This is a genomic window from Sporosarcina sp. So3-204 (assembly GCF_058068165.1).
On sequence record NZ_CM176485.1, the window covers coordinates 1260976 to 1279673 of the forward strand.

Here is an 18698-nt window from a genome sequence, read left to right on the forward strand (position 1 = left end):
TGATAAGAATTATAGTAATAATTCATTTATTATGAGCATATTGGAATATAAATAAAACGATAAAGGTACTGGGATTAGTATAATGACACTACAAATCCCAGTACCTTCTTATTTGGACAAAACTGTAGGCTGTTTGCAAAACTCAGCCCACGAATGAATTTCGTATGTCGGAATACTAGGTGTTGTGTTTGGTTTTTTGTGTGGATTAAACCAACAAGTATCAATCCCGAAATGGTTTCCCCCCAGAATATCAGAGGAAAGCGAATCGCCAATCATTAGGACACGAGATTTATCTGTAATTCGTAGTTTTTTAAAAGTATAATTAAAAATTTCTGGCTGTGGCTTTTGAGATCCTGTCTCCTCAGAAGTAATTATTTCTTCAAAGGAATTCCGAAGAGTAGAACCTGCAATTCTAGCATGTTGAGTTACACTAAACCCATTCGTTAATACAGCGAGTCTATAATTAGAAACGCGCGCAATCATCTCTTCAACGCCGTCAATCATATGTATTTCTCTCCCAAGGTTTTCTATATAGGCGTTGCCAAAAGTTTCAGCATCGATATCAAGCTCATACTCGACAAATAGGCGTTTAAATCTTTCTACTTTTAGCTCCGATAATGTTGTACGCCCGTGCTCCAAGTCATCCCATAAAACTTTACTTATGGCTCTGTAATTTTCACTATAATCGTTTAGCCCATTTGGTAAACCAACCGTTTGAAATGAATTAATAAGTGCCTGCTTCTCTGTTTTAGCAAAATCCATTAATGTGTCATCTAAATCAAATAATAATACGTCATAATCCAAAGTTTACTCATCCTTTGTAAATCGTTTTATAATATACATACTACCATATTGTAGCGTTAAATTTAAGTTCTCGATATAAAAGTTAACTATTAATAATACTTGAATTTATAGAACTAATAGTTGAAAAAAGTTGTAAAACAGTTTACATATGTACAGTATAATTGGTAGGGACAAGTTAGATTTTATAAAGGAGGAATTTATTTGATTAATAAAGAGCGGTTGTGGACGAGGTTAATGGAACTAGGCGAAATTGGTAAACAACAAAGTGGTGGGGTTACACGCTTTTCATTTACGACAGAAGAACGCCTTGCGAAAGACTTAGTGTCTTCATATATGAAAGAAGCGGGTATGAATGTCAGAGAAGATGCGGTTGGGAATTTAATCGGTAGAAAAGAGGGAGAGGATTCTAACGCTCCTATTGTAATGATCGGTTCACATATTGATACAGTTCCACATGGCGGAAAATTTGACGGTGCACTTGGAGTATTAGCAGGGATTGAAGCAGTACAAGCAATGAATGAACAAAACATGAAGCACATCCATCCAATTGAGGTGATTGCCTTTACGGATGAAGAAGGTAGTCGTTTTCATTTTGGTATGACTGGTAGTCGTGCAATTGCGGGAGAACTTAAAGAGGAGGAGCTTCTAAGTAGTGATAGTAAAGGTATTTCAATTGCTACAGCGATGAAAGAAGCTGGACTTAATCCGAAGAATATTTCAGAGGCTAAAAAAAATCCTGAAGATGTGTTGGCTTATTTAGAACTTCATATTGAACAAGGACGAGTCTTGGAAAATAATGATCTTTCAGTTGGAATTGTCACTGGTATAGCCGGTCCTTTTTGGACAAAGTGGATTATAACTGGGGAATCAGGACATGCAGGTGCTACGCCTATGGGAATCCGGAAAGATCCTTTAACTGCTGCGGCACTTATCTTGAGTAATATAGAAGAAGAAGCAATGAAATACCCTGATACGGTTGCAACTGTAGGCCAGTTTTCTGTTGAACCTGGCGGTGTAAATGTTATTCCTTCACAAGCTGTATTCACACTTGATTTGCGCGATGTTGACGAGTCGACTCGTGATATTGTTGAAAAAAATATTAGAGCGAATGCAGAGCGTATTTGTAATGAGCGCGGTGTTAAACTTGAAATTGAAACAACACAACGGATTAAACCAGCTATTTGTTCTGAAAATATTCAACAGATTATTAAAGAAGCTTGCAGTAAAAATAATTTAAATCCATTTACACTTCCGAGTGGAGCTGGACACGACGGTATGCAGTTTGATAAATTATGTCCATTTGGTATGATTTTCATTCGTTCAAAAAATGGGGTTAGTCATAATCCTGCTGAATGGAGTTCAGAAGAGGATTGTGCGAAAGGAACTAAAGTTTTATTTGATACCTTAATTGAAATTTCAGGAGCTTCCGAACTTTAAGTTCATGTCTTATAGGGTGATAAAAAGGGTAACTACCAATATTTTTGGTGGTTACCCTTTTTGGTTTAATCATCCATATATATCAGACTTAAAATATGAGGATTTTAATTTTAATTCGATTTGTTCAGAGGGAAGTGGTTTAGAGTAGTAATAACCTTGGACAGCATCACAATCTAGATCTTTTAAAAATGTAAGTTGCTCTTCCGTTTCCACGCCTTCAGCAATAACGGCTAGATTTAAATTTTTAGCTAAACTAATGATTATTTTCACTATCGCCCGATTACTTGGACTTAGATCTTGTATAAATATTTGATCTATTTTCAAGTGGGTAATTGGAAACTTACTTAAATAACTAAGTGAGGAATAGCCCGTCCCGAAATCATCGATACTAACATTAATGCCAACTTCTCTAAGTTTAATAAGTGTCTTCTGGCAATTATCAACATCTGAAGTCATACTCTCAGTTATTTCAAGGTTAAGGTATTTAGGTTCTAACCCTGTATCGACTAGTGTTTCAATCACTTGATCGACAAACTGATGTTGTATAAATTGATGAAAAGATACATTAACGCTAATTTTGAAAAGAGGAAATCCTTGGTTTTGCCACTTTTTACACTGTGCACATGCTGTTTTAAGTACCCAGTCACCAATTGGAATGATTAAGCCGTTTTCTTCGGCAATCGGGATAAAATCGCTAGGAGGCACTAACCCTTCTGTTGGATGATGCCATCTAATAAGCGCTTCTAAGCCTATTAAATTTTCTGTTTTCAAGTCTATTTGGGGTTGATAATGTATAGAGAATTGTTTGTCATCAAGTGCTTTGCGGAGCTCATTTTCAATTTTAACTTTTTTGATAACTTGGCTTTGTAGTTCTTCTGTATAAAACTGAAAATCATTACTTTTATTTTGTTTTGCCAGATACATGGCTGCGTCCGCATTTCTAATTAAAGTCTCATAATCAATTCCGTCATCGGGGAATATACTAATACCAATGCTTAAATGAATATTGATATCGACATTTTGTAAATTAATTGGCTCCATTAAATCTTTTATTATTTGTCTGGCGATTACCTCTGTTTCTGATGGAGTTACACCGGAAAGCATAATTACAAATTCGTCTCCACCATGTCGCGCCAAGACGTCCCCATCATTAACATATTTACTAAGACGCTTCCCAACTTTGATTAACAACTCATCACCAACAGAATGGCCCATCAAATCATTTACATTTTTAAATCGATTTAAATCGATAAATAAAACAGCAAACCTATAGTTTATTAGTTTTGATGATATAATTTCATTCATTACTTTCTTTTGAAAAAGTCTTCTATTTGGTAAATCGGTTAAATAATCATAATACGCCATATGTTCAATGAGCTTTTCGGTTTCGATTCTTTTTGTAATATCCATTGCAGTCCCGACTACTTCTATTACTTTTTTATTTTCAAAGATGGGGGATAAATAAATAAGGAATGTATAATCGAATATGGAAAGTTCGAATTGTGAAGTATTTCCTTTTAATGCTTTATTAAAAATTTGTATAAAATAGTAAACCTCTTTAGGCAAATATGTATGTTCTATTGTACCTTCATTAATTTTCTCTACTGTAATCCCTAGTTTTTCAGCCATTTTTCCTTCCATTAATGTGAATACTAATTTCCCGTCTTCATCACTTTTGTATTTAAAAATCGCATTTTGAAGGTTTTTTACAGTTTGTTGGAAGTCGTTTTTTTGAGCAATTTCGAGAGCTTGTTCGGTTTCTTTTTTTTCAGTGATATCCATTCCAATAGCAATATATTGGCATAGTGTATTGGTTCCATCGAGAATCGGCACTATAGTAGTCGCAAGCCAATAAATAGTACCATCTTTTGCAATGTTTTGTATGTCGCCATGCCATATTTGTTCAGCTCTTAGTGTTTTCCGCATATCCTCAAAAAAGGATTTGGGATGAAAACTAGAATGGAATATTTGGTTTGGTTGTCCTATAAGTTCATTTAATGAATACTTTGAAGACTGGATGAACTTGTCATTCGCATTAGTAATAACACCATTACGGTCTGTGACGACAACAACATTAGATTGGTCAAGAGCGTTTTGTATATTCTCTAAATCATCCATCACTTTACGGTATTTCTCATTAGTAATTTCTTCATTAGTAATATCTATGTCGAATGAAATAAAACTACTAATTTTACCATCTGTATCCTGAATGGGCATGATAGTAGCCATTATCCAAAAGGACGTACCATCTTTTGCAAAACTATTTATTCTATGCTGTGAAATATTATTTAAGTTAACATCTTTCTCTACTTGGAGTAGTGTAATTTCTTCTTCATAAGAAGGATTAAGTAAACCATATGTATTTCCGATTAATTCTTCAGCGCTGTATTTTGTGATGTCACAAAATTTCTGATTTACGTAGGTGATTTTTCCTTCACGATCTATAATGGAGACATAAAAGTTTTCAAGTAATAAAAGAAATACTGAAGAGATATTATTTGTTTCGTTAATCATAGTTAAATACTCAATCCTTTCTTTTATATATTAAAAAACAAGTCTATAATGTTCTTTACGCTTGGAAAAAGATAGAAAACTAAATATTTATTCATAAAGGAAACTTTAAGAAATAACCAATAGTTATAAAAATAATTGATGAAGCACAAGTACCTATTGTAGCGAAAGTTAAATACTTTCTAACGTCCATTCCACTCATACCAGAAAAGTAGCAGACTAGGTGACGCATACCTGGTATGAAATAGCCAAGTATTACAGCCCACGAACCATAGAGATTAAACCACTTTTCCACTCGTAATAATCGTTTAGGTGTCAAGCTAATCCATTTACCGTATTTATCTATAAGTGGTTTTCCAAACTTTCTTCCAATAGTAAATGTGAATATTGTACCAGCCATTACTCCTAAAATAGTGATAATAATAGCAGTTAGGAAGTTCAGAAGACCAATGGATGCAAAATAGCCAATGAAGGCAACAACAATTTCGTCCGGCATAGGCAAACCGAAAATACCAAGTGCTAAACATGTAAAGACGGCTATGTATCCATAATGGAGTATAAAATCTTCGAACTGTAACATTAAAATCCCTCTTTTAAATTTAATTATGCAATGGAATCAATTTCATAATGACCTTAACTTGCTACAACGAACAACATATTGTTCGAGAACGTTCTAACTCGACTATATGTTGTGGTGGTGCAGCAATAAAACACTATTATGAAATTGATTGAATGATGAAAAAGTTAGATTCATAACCATTCCCCAATAGATTGACCCATTTTCACTTCGCAATTATTAGGAACTGTTGGCATAAAGCTTGAATTTTTTTCAATAAAAAGGACTACTGTTGAGCCGAATGAAAAATAACCAAAATCTTCACCTTTTACACAGCTTTTAGATGTGTTACTGATCTGAATACTGTTCACATTAAGTGCACCGACTTTAACTATAGCTACTTTACCAAAAGACGTTTCAAGTTCGGAAATTAACCGGTGATTTGTAGTAAAGGGGCTATTGCCCAGGCTCAATCCTAAATCATTTACTGGATAAGAAACACCACCTAATGCATATCTAGAAAACAAAGTTCCATTAATTGGATAATGGAAGTGGTGATAATGACTAGGCGAGAGGTATAATAGAAAATAATATCCATCTTTATAAGGTGCTGATTTCTTTTCATCACCGAAGATCTTATCTATACTATAAAAGCGATTTTTAATTTTTATAGTTTGCTTGCTATCAACAATACCTACCCCGCTTACAATACCATCTACTGGTGAGACAAGTATATTTAGGGATGGATTAATAAAACGAGTACTTTCCTTTAGAGATCTTGTGAAGAAAGCTTGTAAACTTTTATACTGTTCAATTGGATAAGCCATTTCTTCCTCATTAATGTGATATAATTTTGAGAAGGAACGAATCAGTGGGTAGCTTAATCTGGAACTTGAAAATGACTTTAATAGCGCTGACGATATAGGATTACCAGTTAGTTCAACAAAATAGCGAAATAGTTTTTTCTTCATTTAAGTAAGCTCCATTTCCTCATTTATATATTTCGAATAGATTTAATTAGGAGTGATAGAATGTTTTTATCTAGAGATGTTTATTATACTAGGTTGAAGGCGCAATTGGCGAATATGATTACATTAACAAATCTTAGTTTCGGTATTATTTCAATTATTCTTGTTACAAAAGGTTTTACGCATTCAGCTATGGTTTTTATCTTTTTAGCAGCTTTATTTGATCGTTTTGATGGGATGGTAGCTAGATATCTTCATACTGAGTCTGATTTTGGTAAAGAACTAGACTCATTATGTGACCTCGTTTCGTTTGGTATTGCGCCCGCATTGTTAATTTATAGCGCAGCATTTACAGAGGTTCATTTATTTGGTGCTTTGTTCACTGTTTTGTATATTTTAGCAGGTGCTGTTCGACTAGCACGTTATAATGTGCAAGAGTTTGATGGTGAATTTTATGGTGTTCCAATCACGGTTGCGGGAGTAGTGCTGACCTTAAGTTACTTTATCTATCCATTTGTGACACCAGGATTCTTTTTGTTGCTAATGATTATCTTGACGTACTTAATGGTCAGTAATATTCGAATAACTAAAGTTTAATAGGCTAAAAAAGGTTTCAAAACAACAATAAATTGTTTTGAAACCTTTTTTAATACTTGATATTTGTTAATGTTCCAGAGGTATATTATAAGCTTAATAATCGAAGATAATGATTAGGTAGGTGATAACATCTAGAAGTGGAATAAATCCAAAATCATTAAAATGTTCATTAAAAGAAAAAGTATGCTTTGAATGTTATAATAAAATACAAAAGATATTATAACTCTAAATTATGTGGGGTGGAATCGTGTTCAAATCAGTTATACTTTACACAAATAAATTAAAATCATTAAAACGCTTTTATGGAGGCGTTATGGAACTAGATATTACAGAATCAAGTGATGAACAATTTACAATGAAAGTAGGAGAGTCTGCCATTACTTTTAAAAGTACAGAGCAGGCTGCTTTTTATCATTATGCTATAAATATACCGGGTAATCAGTTTTCTATGTTGAAGTTTTGGATGAAGGATAGATTGAATTTAAACCGGGACGAAACCCGTGATGAAGTATACTTTCCAGGGTTTGATGCAGATTCAATGTATTTTGAAGATCCGGCAGGAAATATCGTTGAATTAATCGGACGTAGGAAACAGGATTTATTTGGAGACTTAACTAATGCTTCGTTTTTAAATGTAAGTGAAGTCGGTATGGTAACACCATTTATCGCAGACGCGGGGGATCGATTACAAGATTTCGGCATCCCACTGCATTATGGAACCGATGTTAATATAGAATCAGTTAATTTTCTTGGAAAAGATGAATCATTTATTGTCTTAGTATCACCGGATAGAAGATGGTACTTTTCTCAAAGATTAAGTGAAACCTATCCACTTGAAATTACATTGGATGATGGTCGTGGTATTACTATGGACGTGGATGGTAGAGTTAGTCTAGAATAGTTATTTCAATTTTGTTAGAAATTAGGTGTTTTTAAAAGTGTCTGAAACAAAAACTTTTCCGTTAATTACAGGTAATATCTCTTTAGATTTGGTCAATACGGAAATTGTTAGACGTGGTCAACGTATTAACTTACTGTTAAACGAAAAGGATGTTGTTGACTGGCTAAAATTGATGAGTGATCGAACTCCTGTAATTGAAAAAAAGCTGATATCTTCCATAGAGCAACGTATTGAATATAGTTCATCCTCTCTATTGAAAATACGTGAAGTTATTAGAACAAATTTTGAGTCTATAGCAGACGGGCATACTGTAACTAGTAAATTTATTGATTTTTTAGAGGCGAAAATTGAAAAAGCACCATTTGTTTATAAAATCATAAATCATAAAATAAGCTCATATCCGATTGGTCATGCAGAGGATGCTCTTGATTCGATCATTGCCTATGATGTACTAAAACTAATCGAAGGAAATCTTATGTCAATTAAAAGATGTGCAAACAAAGATTGTATTCTTTTGTTCATTGATGAGCAGGGAAGACGTAAATGGTGCTCGATGAAAATATGTGGAAATAGACAAAAAGTAGCGAGCTTTCAGCTAAGAAAAATTGAAGAAGAATGACGGCCACTTATTTTTATAAGTTGGCCTTTATTTAACTTTGAATGAACTAACCGTATATAGGTATATTAGTAGGTTAGTATGTTATAATCAGTGTTAACGTAAATGAGGGGGGATTATACTGGAGCGAGTCGAAGAGGAAAAGCGTGGAACAGATCCTTTGTTTTATGAAAGATATTTTTCGAAAATGAAGGGAAAAGGGAGAAGTCCTTTAAAAGTAAATATTCCTGACGTTTTAACAGGTCTAATAGGCAGTTTTATCGCAATTTTTTTATTAGTAATTTTAACGAATTTATCAGGTTCTCTTTGGCTTATGGCGCCATTTGGTGCAAGTTGTGTATTGGCATTTGGGGCTTGGAATGCGCCATTATCTCAACCGCGTAATATTATTGGTGGACATTTTGTCTCGACTTTTGTTGGTTTAGCAATTTATCATACAATTGGTGATTCACCTGCTGCAATTGCATTAGCTGTCGGTCTAGCAACCGCTTTAATGATGGTAACAAAAACGACACATCCACCAGCAGGAGCAGATCCACTTGTTGTGATACTTGGTGCTTATGGTTGGAGCTATTTATTTACGCCAGTAATTATTGGATCAGTAATTATCGTTTTACTTGCACTTATTATTAATAACTTGCGTAGTAACAGGGAATATCCAACTTTTTGGCTTTAAGTATATGTGATTCAAAATAAGCTTGGATGTATTTGCTTTTTAATTTTGCAAATACATCTAAGCTTTTTAATTTTGTAGACTACTAAATTAGGGAAGTCAATGGATTATATTTCATGATAATTTCAGTAGAAATATATTGACACATCTCCTGAGAATGATTATCATTACTAATTAAGAAACATCATAATGATAGGGGATTAACGAATGAATAAAATACTTAAAATATCAGGATTACTTTTGTTATCAAGTGGTTTACTAGTTGCATGTGGCAATAATGAGATAGAAAAGCCTTCAGAAGATAAAAATAGTCAACCTACTGAACAAACAAGTCAATTGGATGCTGAGGTTGCTACTTATAAAGAATTTGCACAAGAGCAGCTAGACCAATTCGTAATAGAAACGGAAGCCTTTGTTGAAGCTGTTAAAGCTGGCGATCTTGAAAAAGCGAAAGAATTGTATGCACCTGCACGTATGTATTTCGAACGTTCAGAACCAATCGCTGAAAGTTTCGGAGACTTAGATCCTCGCATTGATGCACGTTTAGCAGATATGGAGGAAGAAGGTCAGGCAGATGCATGGTCAGGCTATCATAAAATTGAATATGGTCTGTGGGAAGAAAATACGACTGCTGGCTATGAAGAAGTAGCGGATCAATTATTGAAAGATGTGAAAGAACTTCGTGCAAAAGTTGAGACGGTTGAAGTTACACCAGACTTGATGATTACTGGCGCAGTCGATTTATTGAATGAAGTATCAACATCGAAGATAACTGGTGAAGAAGAAATTTATTCACATACTGACTTATACGATTTTAAAGCAAATGTAGAAGGTGCAGAGAAGATTTTTGAGATATTTAAAACTAATTTACAGCAGAAAGACGCTGCACTTGTGAAAACACTTGAGGAAAACTTCGCCGCTTTAAATGGTTTATTGGCAGAGAAGGAAGATGGGAATGGCGGATATGTATCTTATGAAGCGTTAACATCAGAGGATACGAAAGACTTATCTGAAGCGGTAGACCATTTGGCCGAACCACTAAGCCGAATGGGTATCGTAGTGGAGTGATTTGAATGAGTCGCGAGGAAAAAAAGTCGATATTTAATAAAAAAATGTCACGCAGGGATATGTTGAAGATGACAGGAATTGGTACGGCTGGTGCTGTTATAGGCGCTTCGGGCTTTGGAGGCGTTTTAACAGCATTCGGTGCGAATCCTCTTGTTGAAGAAAAGAAATCTGAGAGTAGTAATAAATTTAATGGCAAACATCAGTCTGGCATTGCAACACAAGGCCATGAACACGGATATTTTATGTCGCTAAACTGTACTGCGAAATCAAAAATGGAACTACAAGAATTGTTTAAAGTATGGACCAAGCAAAGTGCTGCTTTAATGGCGGGCGAATTGATTGAACCTAATAGTCCTAATACACTTCTTCCTGCAATGGATACGGGGGAAACGGTAGGACTTAACTCTTCAAATCTAACGTTAACTTTCGGGGTTGGGCCAAGTCTATTCGACAAAACAGAGCTTGGTTTAAAACATATGCAGCCTAAGGAATTAATTGATTTACCACATTTTCCGAAAGATCAATTGGATGAAAATTATGTCGGTGGTGATATTTGTATTCAAGCTTGTGCAGATGATCCACAAGTTGCTTTTCATGCGATACGTAATTTAGTGCGAACTGGCCGCGGAAAAGTGACAATGCGTTGGTCACAAGTTGGTTTTAATTCATTTGAAGAGAAAAATAAGAAAAAGCTGACACCTAGAAACTTATTCGCCTTTAAAGACGGAACAGGAAACATAAATGTTGATCAGGTAAGTGAAATGAATGATATTGTGTGGGTGCAACCAGGTGAATCACAGAGTTGGTTAACTGGCGGAACTTATTTAACTGTTAGGCGCATTCAGATGCACTTGGAAACATGGGACAGAACGGCTTTAAGAGAACAGGAAGCTACATTTGGACGGCATCGTGATTCAGGCGCTCCTCTTGGGAAAAAGGATGAGTTCGAGGACATGGCAATTGATCGTAAAGAGAAAGATGAATTAGTCATTCCGGTAAATTCACATGTTCACTTGGCACTTAAGGTGAAAGACCGGATATTGCGTCGTTCATTTTCATATTCAGATGGTGTGAATCCAAAAACTGGTGCGTTTGACTCGGGATTACTTTTCATTTCATTCCAAAAGAATCCGAAGCAATTTATTAATATACAAAATAGTTTTGGTCTACAAGATAAATTAAATGAATACATTACGCATCGTGGCAGTGCGCTGTTTGCTTGTTTCCCAGGAGTAGAAAAAGGGAGTTACCTAGGAGCAGCATTGTTCAGTTAATGAGGAGAGAAAACGTTGAAAAAATTAATCATAATCTTAGGTTTCTTACTAGTTCTTTTCTCTCCTATAAGTTTCGTGCAAGCCGAAGAGGGGTATAGTGAACTTTTCATTTCAGTCGGGGATGCAATGATGAAAACGAAGGCTGACGATTGGAATTCTGTCGAGCAATTGATGGTTCAGCTGAATGAAGATTGGAAGCTTGTCGAAGAGACGGATAGTCCCGAAGCTGAAAATGTAGCAAAAATGCTAGAGCGGCTAGATCGGGTGGTAGTAAAACAAGATAAGCAACCGATGCTAGATGCATTAACAGAAATGTCACATGCTTTAGTTACACTGGAAAAGCAACAAAATCCAGTCGATGAAGAAGCTGAGCGTGAAAAGTTTAAGAATGCTTTTCAACCGACCATAGTAGAGTTAAAAGAAGCTATTGACTTGAAAGATGCAGCTGAAGCTAATTTGAAGTATAAGAAGACATTGTCAGCTTGGACAAAAAATGAACTTATCGTACGCGAGCAAAGCATTGCCTTTTACGGGAAAATAGAAACGCAAATGGGCTTTTTACGAATTGAGCTTTCTCAGGATGAAAAAGATTTTGATAAGATGCGAACGGTTAGTGATACGCTCGGGGAAGTAGTAGAAGCATTTCTTTCTGGAGAACAACTTCAAATTAAAGATGAAGGCTATACACTGCAAACATTGGTAGATTTGTTAAAAAAAGCTGACGTAAAGATTGAAGCTGGTAAACCGAATGATGCTATCTCTATACTGCAGGAATTCATAACTGTGTGGCCTTCTGTAGAAGGTGAAGTGCGTACGCGCAATGGTAGTTTATATACGACATTAGAAAGTGAAATCCCAGTTATTGCAGGGAAGCTTTCATCAAAGGATGTAAATATTGATGAACAACAAACTACGCTTAAATCCTTACGGCAATCCATTGAATTATTACAGAAAAAAACGAGTTACTCAGTATGGGATGCAGCGCTTATTATGCTCCGTGAAGGATTAGAAGCGCTGTTAATTGTTACGGTTCTTATAGCCTTTTTAAGAAAAGCGAATGCACCTGAAAAGCAAAAATGGATTTGGTTGGGCGCATTTGTTGGCTTGATCATGAGTATTCTAGCAGCAGTAGTAATTACGCTGACGTTTTCCGCAGCAACAGCCGGGGCAAATCGAGAATTAATAGAAGGTGTTACTGGTATTGTGGCGGTCGTTATGATGATAGGTGTAGGTATGTGGTTACACCAAAAATCGAATATGTCTGCATGGAATCAATACATTAAAAAACATATGGGAACCGCCATTTCGACTGGAAGTATTGTATCAATGGCATTTATTAGCTTTTTATCAATATTTCGAGAAGGTGCAGAAACGATTATTTTCTATTTGGGAATGGCACCTTCAATGACAACCGGAGATTTGCTTTCAGGCATAGGAATCGCGCTGGCAATATTAATTGTGTTTGCATTTTTGTTTATCCGGTTTAGTTCTAAAATACCTGTCGGACCTATTTTTAAAATTGCTACTGTTTTGATTTACTTTTTAGCATTTAAAATATTAGGTGTAAGCATTCATGCATTGCAAATTACAGGTCATATAACCACATCACAAATTTTTAGTTTACCTATAATTAGTAATATAGGCTTTTATCCAACATGGGAAACAATCATACCACAATTGGTTTTAATTACGATAATTGTAATTGTCGCATTGAAATTGAAGTGGGCAGAAAAAAACTAAGCATAAAAAACGCAAGGAATTGAGGTTGAGCTATCCTCATTTCCTTGCGTTTTCAAAACCAAAAATGTGCAACTGTTCCTAGTATGATAATATGTATGAAATAAGTGGTTTTGTATGCTATTGATTGACAGAAAAAGAAGCTATAATTGTAGTAGATGCGTATAGATGAAGGATTTAAAGAAATGCAAAGAGAAATGATTGAGATAATGGGGTGAATTGGTGAAATTCGTTTGCAAAAAAACAGGGAATCATGTTAAGCGTTTGGCCAAATTATCATCTTTGCAAATCGAGCCATTTTTAAGGCAGCTGCAGGTTTAAATAAAGACACAAAAATGATACGTATAAATGTATCTGAAAAGTATATAGACCAAACAATAATGGTATAATAAATAATGAAATTAAAAGGAGATTGGTTCAATTGAGTAATAATTTTAAAGAAGAATTACCACCAAATTATGCAGAGTTAAAAAAGTCGGTTAATCGTATGTCTGATTGGGAAGAAAGATTAGCTGCAATACAGGAGTTAGGTTCTTGGAAACATGACCGCGTCATAGATATGCTAAAACATAAAATGATAAATGATCCTGTTTATAAAATTCAAGAAGCTGCCTATGGTAAACTAGTCGCTTTTGGTGAAGACGTTCAATTACCTTCACAGAAAAAGGGTGACTTGCTGAAAGATGCTAGTAAAGTATTAGTTAGAATCAAGAAAAGTTTGCCAAGGGATCATACGTATGAACAGTTCGAAGAGAAATTGAAAAATATGCGACTCGATTTGTATAATACATACCAAGGCGAAAAAGGCGCAGAGTTTGATAAGTGGCTTGAAACAACTTGGGAAAATGCAAATAAAAGAAAGTAATAAGACTAGTGTAAATAAAAAGGGTGTCCCAAAGTATAATGGGACGCCCTTTCTTCGTATTAATTTACAAGTTGGATTGTGTACCTTAAAGAACTAATCCATCTTTCATCGTAATAACATGATCTGCATAAGACAGCATATCTTCGTCGTGAGTGACCATCAATGTTGTAATATTTAACGTTTTAGTTAATTCGCGGATTAGTACCATTACGTCTTTTGAACGTTTTGAGTCAAGACTTGCTGTAGGTTCGTCTGCAAATAATATTTTGGGTTTGTGAATAATCGCGCGTGCTATGGCGACCCGCTGTTTTTCGCCACCTGATAAAGAAGCAGGAAATGCGTCTTTTCGATGCAACATATCAACTAATTCTAGTATTTTTTTCACTTCAGCTTTTTGTTCACGTTTGCTCATTTTTGATTCAGCGACATTTAACATCAGTAGAAGCTGATCTTCTACTGATAGAAATGGTACGAGATGTGCAGACTGAAAAACAAAACCAAATTCACTTGCTCTTACTTTTCTGATTTGTTCCTGATTCATCTCTGTCATATCTTTTCCATCAAACAAGATATGTCCTCCCGATGCGCGTTGTAGACCAGCGGCAATCGTAAGAATCGTACTTTTACCAGAACCTGATGCGCCAACCAGTGCTGTAATTTCGCCTTCTTTTAATGAAAGGTTAATCCCTTTTAATATTTCTTCTTCCACTTCACCATTTGTAAATGATTTTTTCACTTCTTCTATTGTAAAGATAGTCATATTAAACCTCTCCTTGTTGTATAGCTTGTAGTGGTTCGACTTTCTTAATTTGAATACCTGAAAGTGTCGCCCCGATAAATCCAATGACCAGGAATACGATTGATAATTGAATTGTCGTGCCAGTAGTTAAACTAAATGGCATGCCTTCAGGTGCAATCAGTGTGAAAGCCTGACTCAATCCTACTGATAAGGCAAGGGCAATTACTGTAATAAACAACATTTGTGACCACATCATTCCAAACAATGTACTTGTTTTCACACCTATGGCTTTTAATATACCGTATAAACCAATTTTTTGGACGTTCATCATATAGAAGAAGATTGCAAATAACATTCCGCTTATGACGACTAAGAACCAAACAATCATATTAAGTGACATTTGTTCTGCACTATAACTTGGAATTGTATTTAGAAACTTTTTGTTCGTAAATGCTTGTAATCCAGCGAAACTTTGTGCATCACTTTGTCCAGGAACAAAAACAATTTGCATATCATTCACTCGATAAATTTCTTTGTAATTATCCATATTGATAAAGGCAACCGGTGCATGGCTATATTTTGCTTGATCTACAAAGCCTTTCACTTTAAACTCACCGCTAAATTGATTATTAGTAAGTGTGTCCCCGACTTTAATGCCTTCTTTTTCTAATGAACGATCGAGTATAATCTCACCTTGATCGACATTTTTAAATAACTTTGATTCAGTAGAAGTGACAAAGGCAATACTATGTTGCTTATCATCTGCATCATTCACAAAACCCATTTGAATAGATAGTGCGGCTGCATCTTCTTGACCTTTAAGTACTTTATCTTGCATACTTTCATCAATTCTTGAAAGGTTGTAAGTTTCTTTGGCATCTTCATTTAAATAAAATTGCCCATTTGGTAGGTCTTTAATTAAGGCTGCATTGTCCTGGGACAATCCATTTGATAAACCAGAAATGATGAAAGTTAGAAAACTAACGAGAAATATGATTGAACCTAATATTATATATTTTGCTTTACTTTTTTTAATTTCTTTCCATGCGATATTCATTTTTCCGCCTCCGTTTAACTTGATAACCTAAGTATAAAGTTGTTAGGTGAACGGAAGATGAACTCAGGATTACAGTTTCAGATTATTGCTAGCGATACTGTAGAATCATTGAAAAGCCATTACACACGGAAGGTAACCTTATTTTAGGTCATGCTTGGCCAGGTTTACTTGGTTTAATGAAATAATTTGTTAAACAAATTAATGGTTGATTGGTAGTAATCTAATAACGCGAGAATTGACAAGATTTCAGGCGGCAGTTTCGCCACGATTTAAGTGACAGATAGCACCGATAATGATGCGGTGCTATTTGCATTAGCTTAAACTCAATGTGTGTCGAAGAAATCGAAATTCAATTGTAGAAAGTTAAAGGATATATAAGCTAACTCTGCTATATTAAAAGCAGAGGAATGAGTCAGGCTAGTCAAAAAAAGGGCCATGATTCAAGAAGATAAAATATATAATAAAAAAGGAAGAGAAATAAAATGAAGTTTAACTATTAACCATCTAAGATTAATAGGTAAAAGAGAAAGATACGATTATTAATTTTTTTAGAAATAAAATTAAAATATAAAACATTGAGGTGATAGATTATGAAAAAAGACTTAGAGAGATTAGCTGAAAACCCACATATATATACTAATGAAAATATAATTTATAGGATAAGCGAGGGATTCCTACAATTAACTGGATATAAAGATAGTGATTTAATAGGAAAGTCTATTACTTATTTAGGTATATTATTAAAATCTGAACATCAAGTATCTATCCAGGATATTAAAGAACCATATTATGCATATATTTTTAATAGTAAAAACTTACCATTAGAAGTTAATATTAGCGTTGACATTGTTAATAATACAGACGATAAAGTCTATTACTTTGAGGAGAAGGAAGATCCAGCGTTAAAATTTACATTAGATAACTTTGGTAGTAATGATACAAATAAAAATGGATCCATAGCTATATTTAGCTATCCAGGTTGTATTCTCCTAAAACATGATGAAAACTATATCAATACATTATCTTTAATGGATATTATTTCTGATAAGCCAGTAGGTAAGCGTCCTTCATTTACAAATAATATTATAGATTTATTTAAACAAGATATTTCTTTTCATGAATTTGAAGTAGAATCCATAGGAACTGATGGAGTAGCGTCTTATTGGGATATCAATGTAAAAATGGTAAGTGGAGATAGAAATAACAAGTATTTAGTTTCTTCTTTTTACAATGTCACAGAGAGGGTTCGTGAAAGAAAATTTATTAAGAAACAAAGAAGTGAAATGGAACTAATAGTAGAAAATATGTCGGATGTTATAAATATTATTGATAAGGATGGAAGATATACATATATAAATAAAGTGGGTAGGCAAGCACTATCCCAATATATCCCGGAATATATCTCAGATATAAAATCAGTAACTAGTCAAATGGCGCATAATGCTTTTGATACTTATGATATAGCCGGAAATAAATTACCATTTGAAGACATTCCTACCCAAAGGGTATTAAGAGGTGAAAATCTTACTAATCATACTATGATTGGAACAAGTGAACTACCAATGATTTATTACAAATGCGATGGTACGCCTATTTATGATGAACTAGGAAATTTAGATGGTGGTATTCTTATTTATAAAAATATAGATAGTGGTTATAAAATTGAAGAATATACAGCCTTGCAAGAGATTATAGAAGGTCTTGCAATTTACTATGCAATAATCACTCCCGAAGACTATAAAGTAAGCTACATTAATGAATATGCATTTCAAATCATCAAAGAAGAAATATCGCATATAAATACAGAGCTAGATTTGATTGGGAAAAGTTTTTTTAATTTCTATAGAGCCGAAGATGTGGAGGAATTAATTAAAGATATTAATAAATCTATTGAAAATAAAACCTCATATAGACATAAACTTGAGTTTATGTCAAATGGACAAACAGAACATACAAAAACAATTTTTCAACCTATATTTAATCAAAATAATGAGGTAGAAAAGATAATTGCATTAGGAATAGATATATCTGATGAAGAAATAGCTAACAAAAGGATGGAGAAACTCCTTAAAGCTCAAGAAGAAATATTCATTAACACATCTCATGAACTAAAGACCCCATTAAGTGTAATATTTAGTGGAGCCCAAATATTAAATTTATATTTGGAAAAAGATTCTCTTGATGATTTTAGAGATGATATTTTTAATATTAATAAAGCGACAATAGGAAATTGTTATAGGCTCATCAAACTCATAAATAATATATTAGATATTTCTAAAATAGAATCTGGACTTTATGAATTAAACTTAGCTAATTACAATATTGTGGAAATTATAGATGATATTGTTCAATCAGTTTCAGAATACACAAAGTCTAAAGGCATAAAAATAATATTTGACCCAGCTTTTGAAGAACTGATCATTGCATTGGATGTTGATAAATTTGATAAAATCTTACTTAACCTTATTTCGAATGCTATAAAATTCTCTATTACAGGTGAAGTTATATTAATTAAACTAGCGAAAAAAAATAATAATACTGTAATAATTTCTGTAACAGATAAAGGTATAGGCATTGATAAAAAGAGTATAGATGTCATTTTTAAAAAATTCATGCAATTGAATAGAGATTTTAATCGTATAGCTGAAGGCACGGGACTTGGTTTACCTTTAGCTAGGTCTATGGCTGAACTTCATGGAGGTAGTCTAAGTGTAGAAAGTACTCTAGGTAAAGGTAGTACATTTACTATAGAACTTCCTGTTAAAAAAATGGATAATATAAATATTAACAAGGAACATAATAAAAAAATGGATAGAGATGAGTTAATAAAATATGAATTCTCAGATATATATTTATAAAAGAATTAGTGATTTGAGTTAGAGGACTAGATAGTAA

16 protein-coding genes are annotated in these 18698 nt (G+C 34.0%); 10 read left to right on the forward strand and 6 right to left on the reverse strand.

Annotated elements, in window-relative coordinates:
* Positions 1-108 precede the first annotated feature (108 nt).
* Positions 109-804 (reverse strand): YjjG family noncanonical pyrimidine nucleotidase, encoded by a 696-nt coding sequence (locus tag AC3RV6_RS06070; RefSeq protein WP_489748558.1) that lies wholly within the window; start codon positions 802-804, stop codon positions 109-111.
* Between the two features lie 201 nt (positions 805-1005).
* Here AC3RV6_RS06070 and AC3RV6_RS06075 point away from each other — a divergent pair, with 201 nt between their 5' ends.
* Positions 1006-2241 (forward strand): Zn-dependent hydrolase, encoded by a 1236-nt coding sequence (locus tag AC3RV6_RS06075; RefSeq protein WP_489748559.1) that lies wholly within the window; start codon positions 1006-1008, stop codon positions 2239-2241.
* 69 nt (positions 2242-2310) lie between these two features.
* Here AC3RV6_RS06075 and AC3RV6_RS06080 read toward each other — a convergent pair whose 3' ends face one another.
* From AC3RV6_RS06080 to asd, 3 genes are all read right to left on the reverse strand, one after another.
* The gene (locus tag AC3RV6_RS06080) at positions 2311-4755 is read right to left on the reverse strand and encodes an EAL domain-containing protein (RefSeq protein ID WP_489748560.1); all 2445 of its coding nucleotides are present in this window, start codon (positions 4753-4755) and stop codon (positions 2311-2313) included.
* 91 nt (positions 4756-4846) lie between these two features.
* Positions 4847-5332, reverse strand: coding sequence for a DedA family protein (locus AC3RV6_RS06085; protein ID WP_489748561.1), 486 nt, complete (start codon positions 5330-5332; stop codon positions 4847-4849).
* A gap of 170 nt (positions 5333-5502) precedes the next feature.
* Positions 5503-6279, reverse strand: coding sequence for an archaetidylserine decarboxylase (asd, locus tag AC3RV6_RS06090; protein ID WP_489748562.1), 777 nt, complete (start codon positions 6277-6279; stop codon positions 5503-5505).
* Positions 6280-6339: 60 nt separating this feature from the next.
* On the opposite strand from asd, the gene pssA reads away from it, so the two are divergent.
* The 8 genes from pssA (at position 6340) to AC3RV6_RS06130 (ending at position 14007) form a co-directional block, all read left to right on the forward strand.
* On the forward strand, positions 6340-6873 hold the full coding sequence (gene pssA / locus AC3RV6_RS06095; protein ID WP_489748563.1) for a CDP-diacylglycerol--serine O-phosphatidyltransferase: 534 nt from the start codon (positions 6340-6342) through the stop codon (positions 6871-6873).
* A gap of 247 nt (positions 6874-7120) precedes the next feature.
* Entirely contained in the window at positions 7121-7774 is a 654-nt protein-coding gene (locus tag AC3RV6_RS06100; RefSeq protein WP_489748564.1) for a hypothetical protein, read from the forward strand.
* A 37-nt stretch (positions 7775-7811) separates the two neighbouring features.
* The gene (locus AC3RV6_RS06105; protein ID WP_489748565.1) at positions 7812-8393 is read left to right on the forward strand and encodes a CGNR zinc finger domain-containing protein; all 582 of its coding nucleotides are present in this window, start codon (positions 7812-7814) and stop codon (positions 8391-8393) included.
* 184 nt (positions 8394-8577) lie between these two features.
* Complete coding sequence (locus tag AC3RV6_RS06110; RefSeq protein ID WP_489748566.1) at positions 8578-9066, forward strand: HPP family protein; 489 nt, start codon at positions 8578-8580, stop codon at positions 9064-9066.
* Positions 9067-9270: 204 nt separating this feature from the next.
* On the forward strand, positions 9271-10131 hold the full coding sequence (efeO, locus tag AC3RV6_RS06115) for an iron uptake system protein EfeO (RefSeq protein WP_489748567.1): 861 nt from the start codon (positions 9271-9273) through the stop codon (positions 10129-10131).
* A gap of 5 nt (positions 10132-10136) precedes the next feature.
* Positions 10137-11405 carry an iron uptake transporter deferrochelatase/peroxidase subunit gene (gene efeB, locus AC3RV6_RS06120; RefSeq protein WP_489748568.1) on the forward strand — a complete coding sequence of 423 codons (1269 nt, stop codon included), beginning with the start codon at positions 10137-10139 and terminating at the stop codon, positions 11403-11405.
* A gap of 15 nt (positions 11406-11420) precedes the next feature.
* Positions 11421-13145 carry an FTR1 family iron permease gene (locus AC3RV6_RS06125; RefSeq protein WP_489748569.1) on the forward strand — a complete coding sequence of 575 codons (1725 nt, stop codon included), beginning with the start codon at positions 11421-11423 and terminating at the stop codon, positions 13143-13145.
* Positions 13146-13563: 418 nt separating this feature from the next.
* Positions 13564-14007, forward strand: coding sequence for a HEAT repeat domain-containing protein (locus AC3RV6_RS06130; RefSeq protein ID WP_489748570.1), 444 nt, complete (start codon positions 13564-13566; stop codon positions 14005-14007).
* A gap of 85 nt (positions 14008-14092) precedes the next feature.
* Here the strand turns inward: AC3RV6_RS06130 and AC3RV6_RS06135 are convergent, their stop codons facing one another.
* Positions 14093-14767: an ABC transporter ATP-binding protein gene (locus AC3RV6_RS06135; protein ID WP_489748571.1), complete on the reverse strand. Its 675-nt coding sequence runs from the start codon at positions 14765-14767 to the stop codon at positions 14093-14095.
* Position 14768: 1 nt separating this feature from the next.
* A complete protein-coding gene (locus AC3RV6_RS06140) occupies positions 14769-15803 on the reverse strand; it encodes an ABC transporter permease (protein ID WP_489748572.1) in 1035 nt (344 codons plus the stop codon).
* Between the two features lie 590 nt (positions 15804-16393).
* Between AC3RV6_RS06140 and AC3RV6_RS06145 the strand changes: the two genes are divergently transcribed.
* Complete coding sequence (locus tag AC3RV6_RS06145) at positions 16394-18661, forward strand: PAS domain-containing sensor histidine kinase (RefSeq protein WP_489748573.1); 2268 nt, start codon at positions 16394-16396, stop codon at positions 18659-18661.
* Positions 18662-18698: the final 37 nt, after the last annotated feature.

Coding starts and splice junctions, on each gene's coding strand:
- AC3RV6_RS06080 (WP_489748560.1), bottom strand. CDS start 4,755: ATGATTAACGAAACAAATAATATCTCTTCAGTATTTCTTTTATTACTT.
- AC3RV6_RS06085 (WP_489748561.1), bottom strand. CDS start 5,332: ATGTTACAGTTCGAAGATTTTATACTCCATTATGGATACATAGCCGTC.
- asd (WP_489748562.1), bottom strand. CDS start 6,279: ATGAAGAAAAAACTATTTCGCTATTTTGTTGAACTAACTGGTAATCCT.
- pssA (WP_489748563.1), top strand. CDS start 6,340: ATGTTTTTATCTAGAGATGTTTATTATACTAGGTTGAAGGCGCAATTG.
- AC3RV6_RS06110 (WP_489748566.1), top strand. CDS start 8,578: ATGAAGGGAAAAGGGAGAAGTCCTTTAAAAGTAAATATTCCTGACGTT.
- efeO (WP_489748567.1), top strand. CDS start 9,271: ATGAATAAAATACTTAAAATATCAGGATTACTTTTGTTATCAAGTGGT.
- efeB (WP_489748568.1), top strand. CDS start 10,137: ATGAGTCGCGAGGAAAAAAAGTCGATATTTAATAAAAAAATGTCACGC.
- AC3RV6_RS06135 (WP_489748571.1), bottom strand. CDS start 14,767: ATGACTATCTTTACAATAGAAGAAGTGAAAAAATCATTTACAAATGGT.
- AC3RV6_RS06140 (WP_489748572.1), bottom strand. CDS start 15,803: ATGAATATCGCATGGAAAGAAATTAAAAAAAGTAAAGCAAAATATATA.
- AC3RV6_RS06145 (WP_489748573.1), top strand. CDS start 16,394: ATGAAAAAAGACTTAGAGAGATTAGCTGAAAACCCACATATATATACT.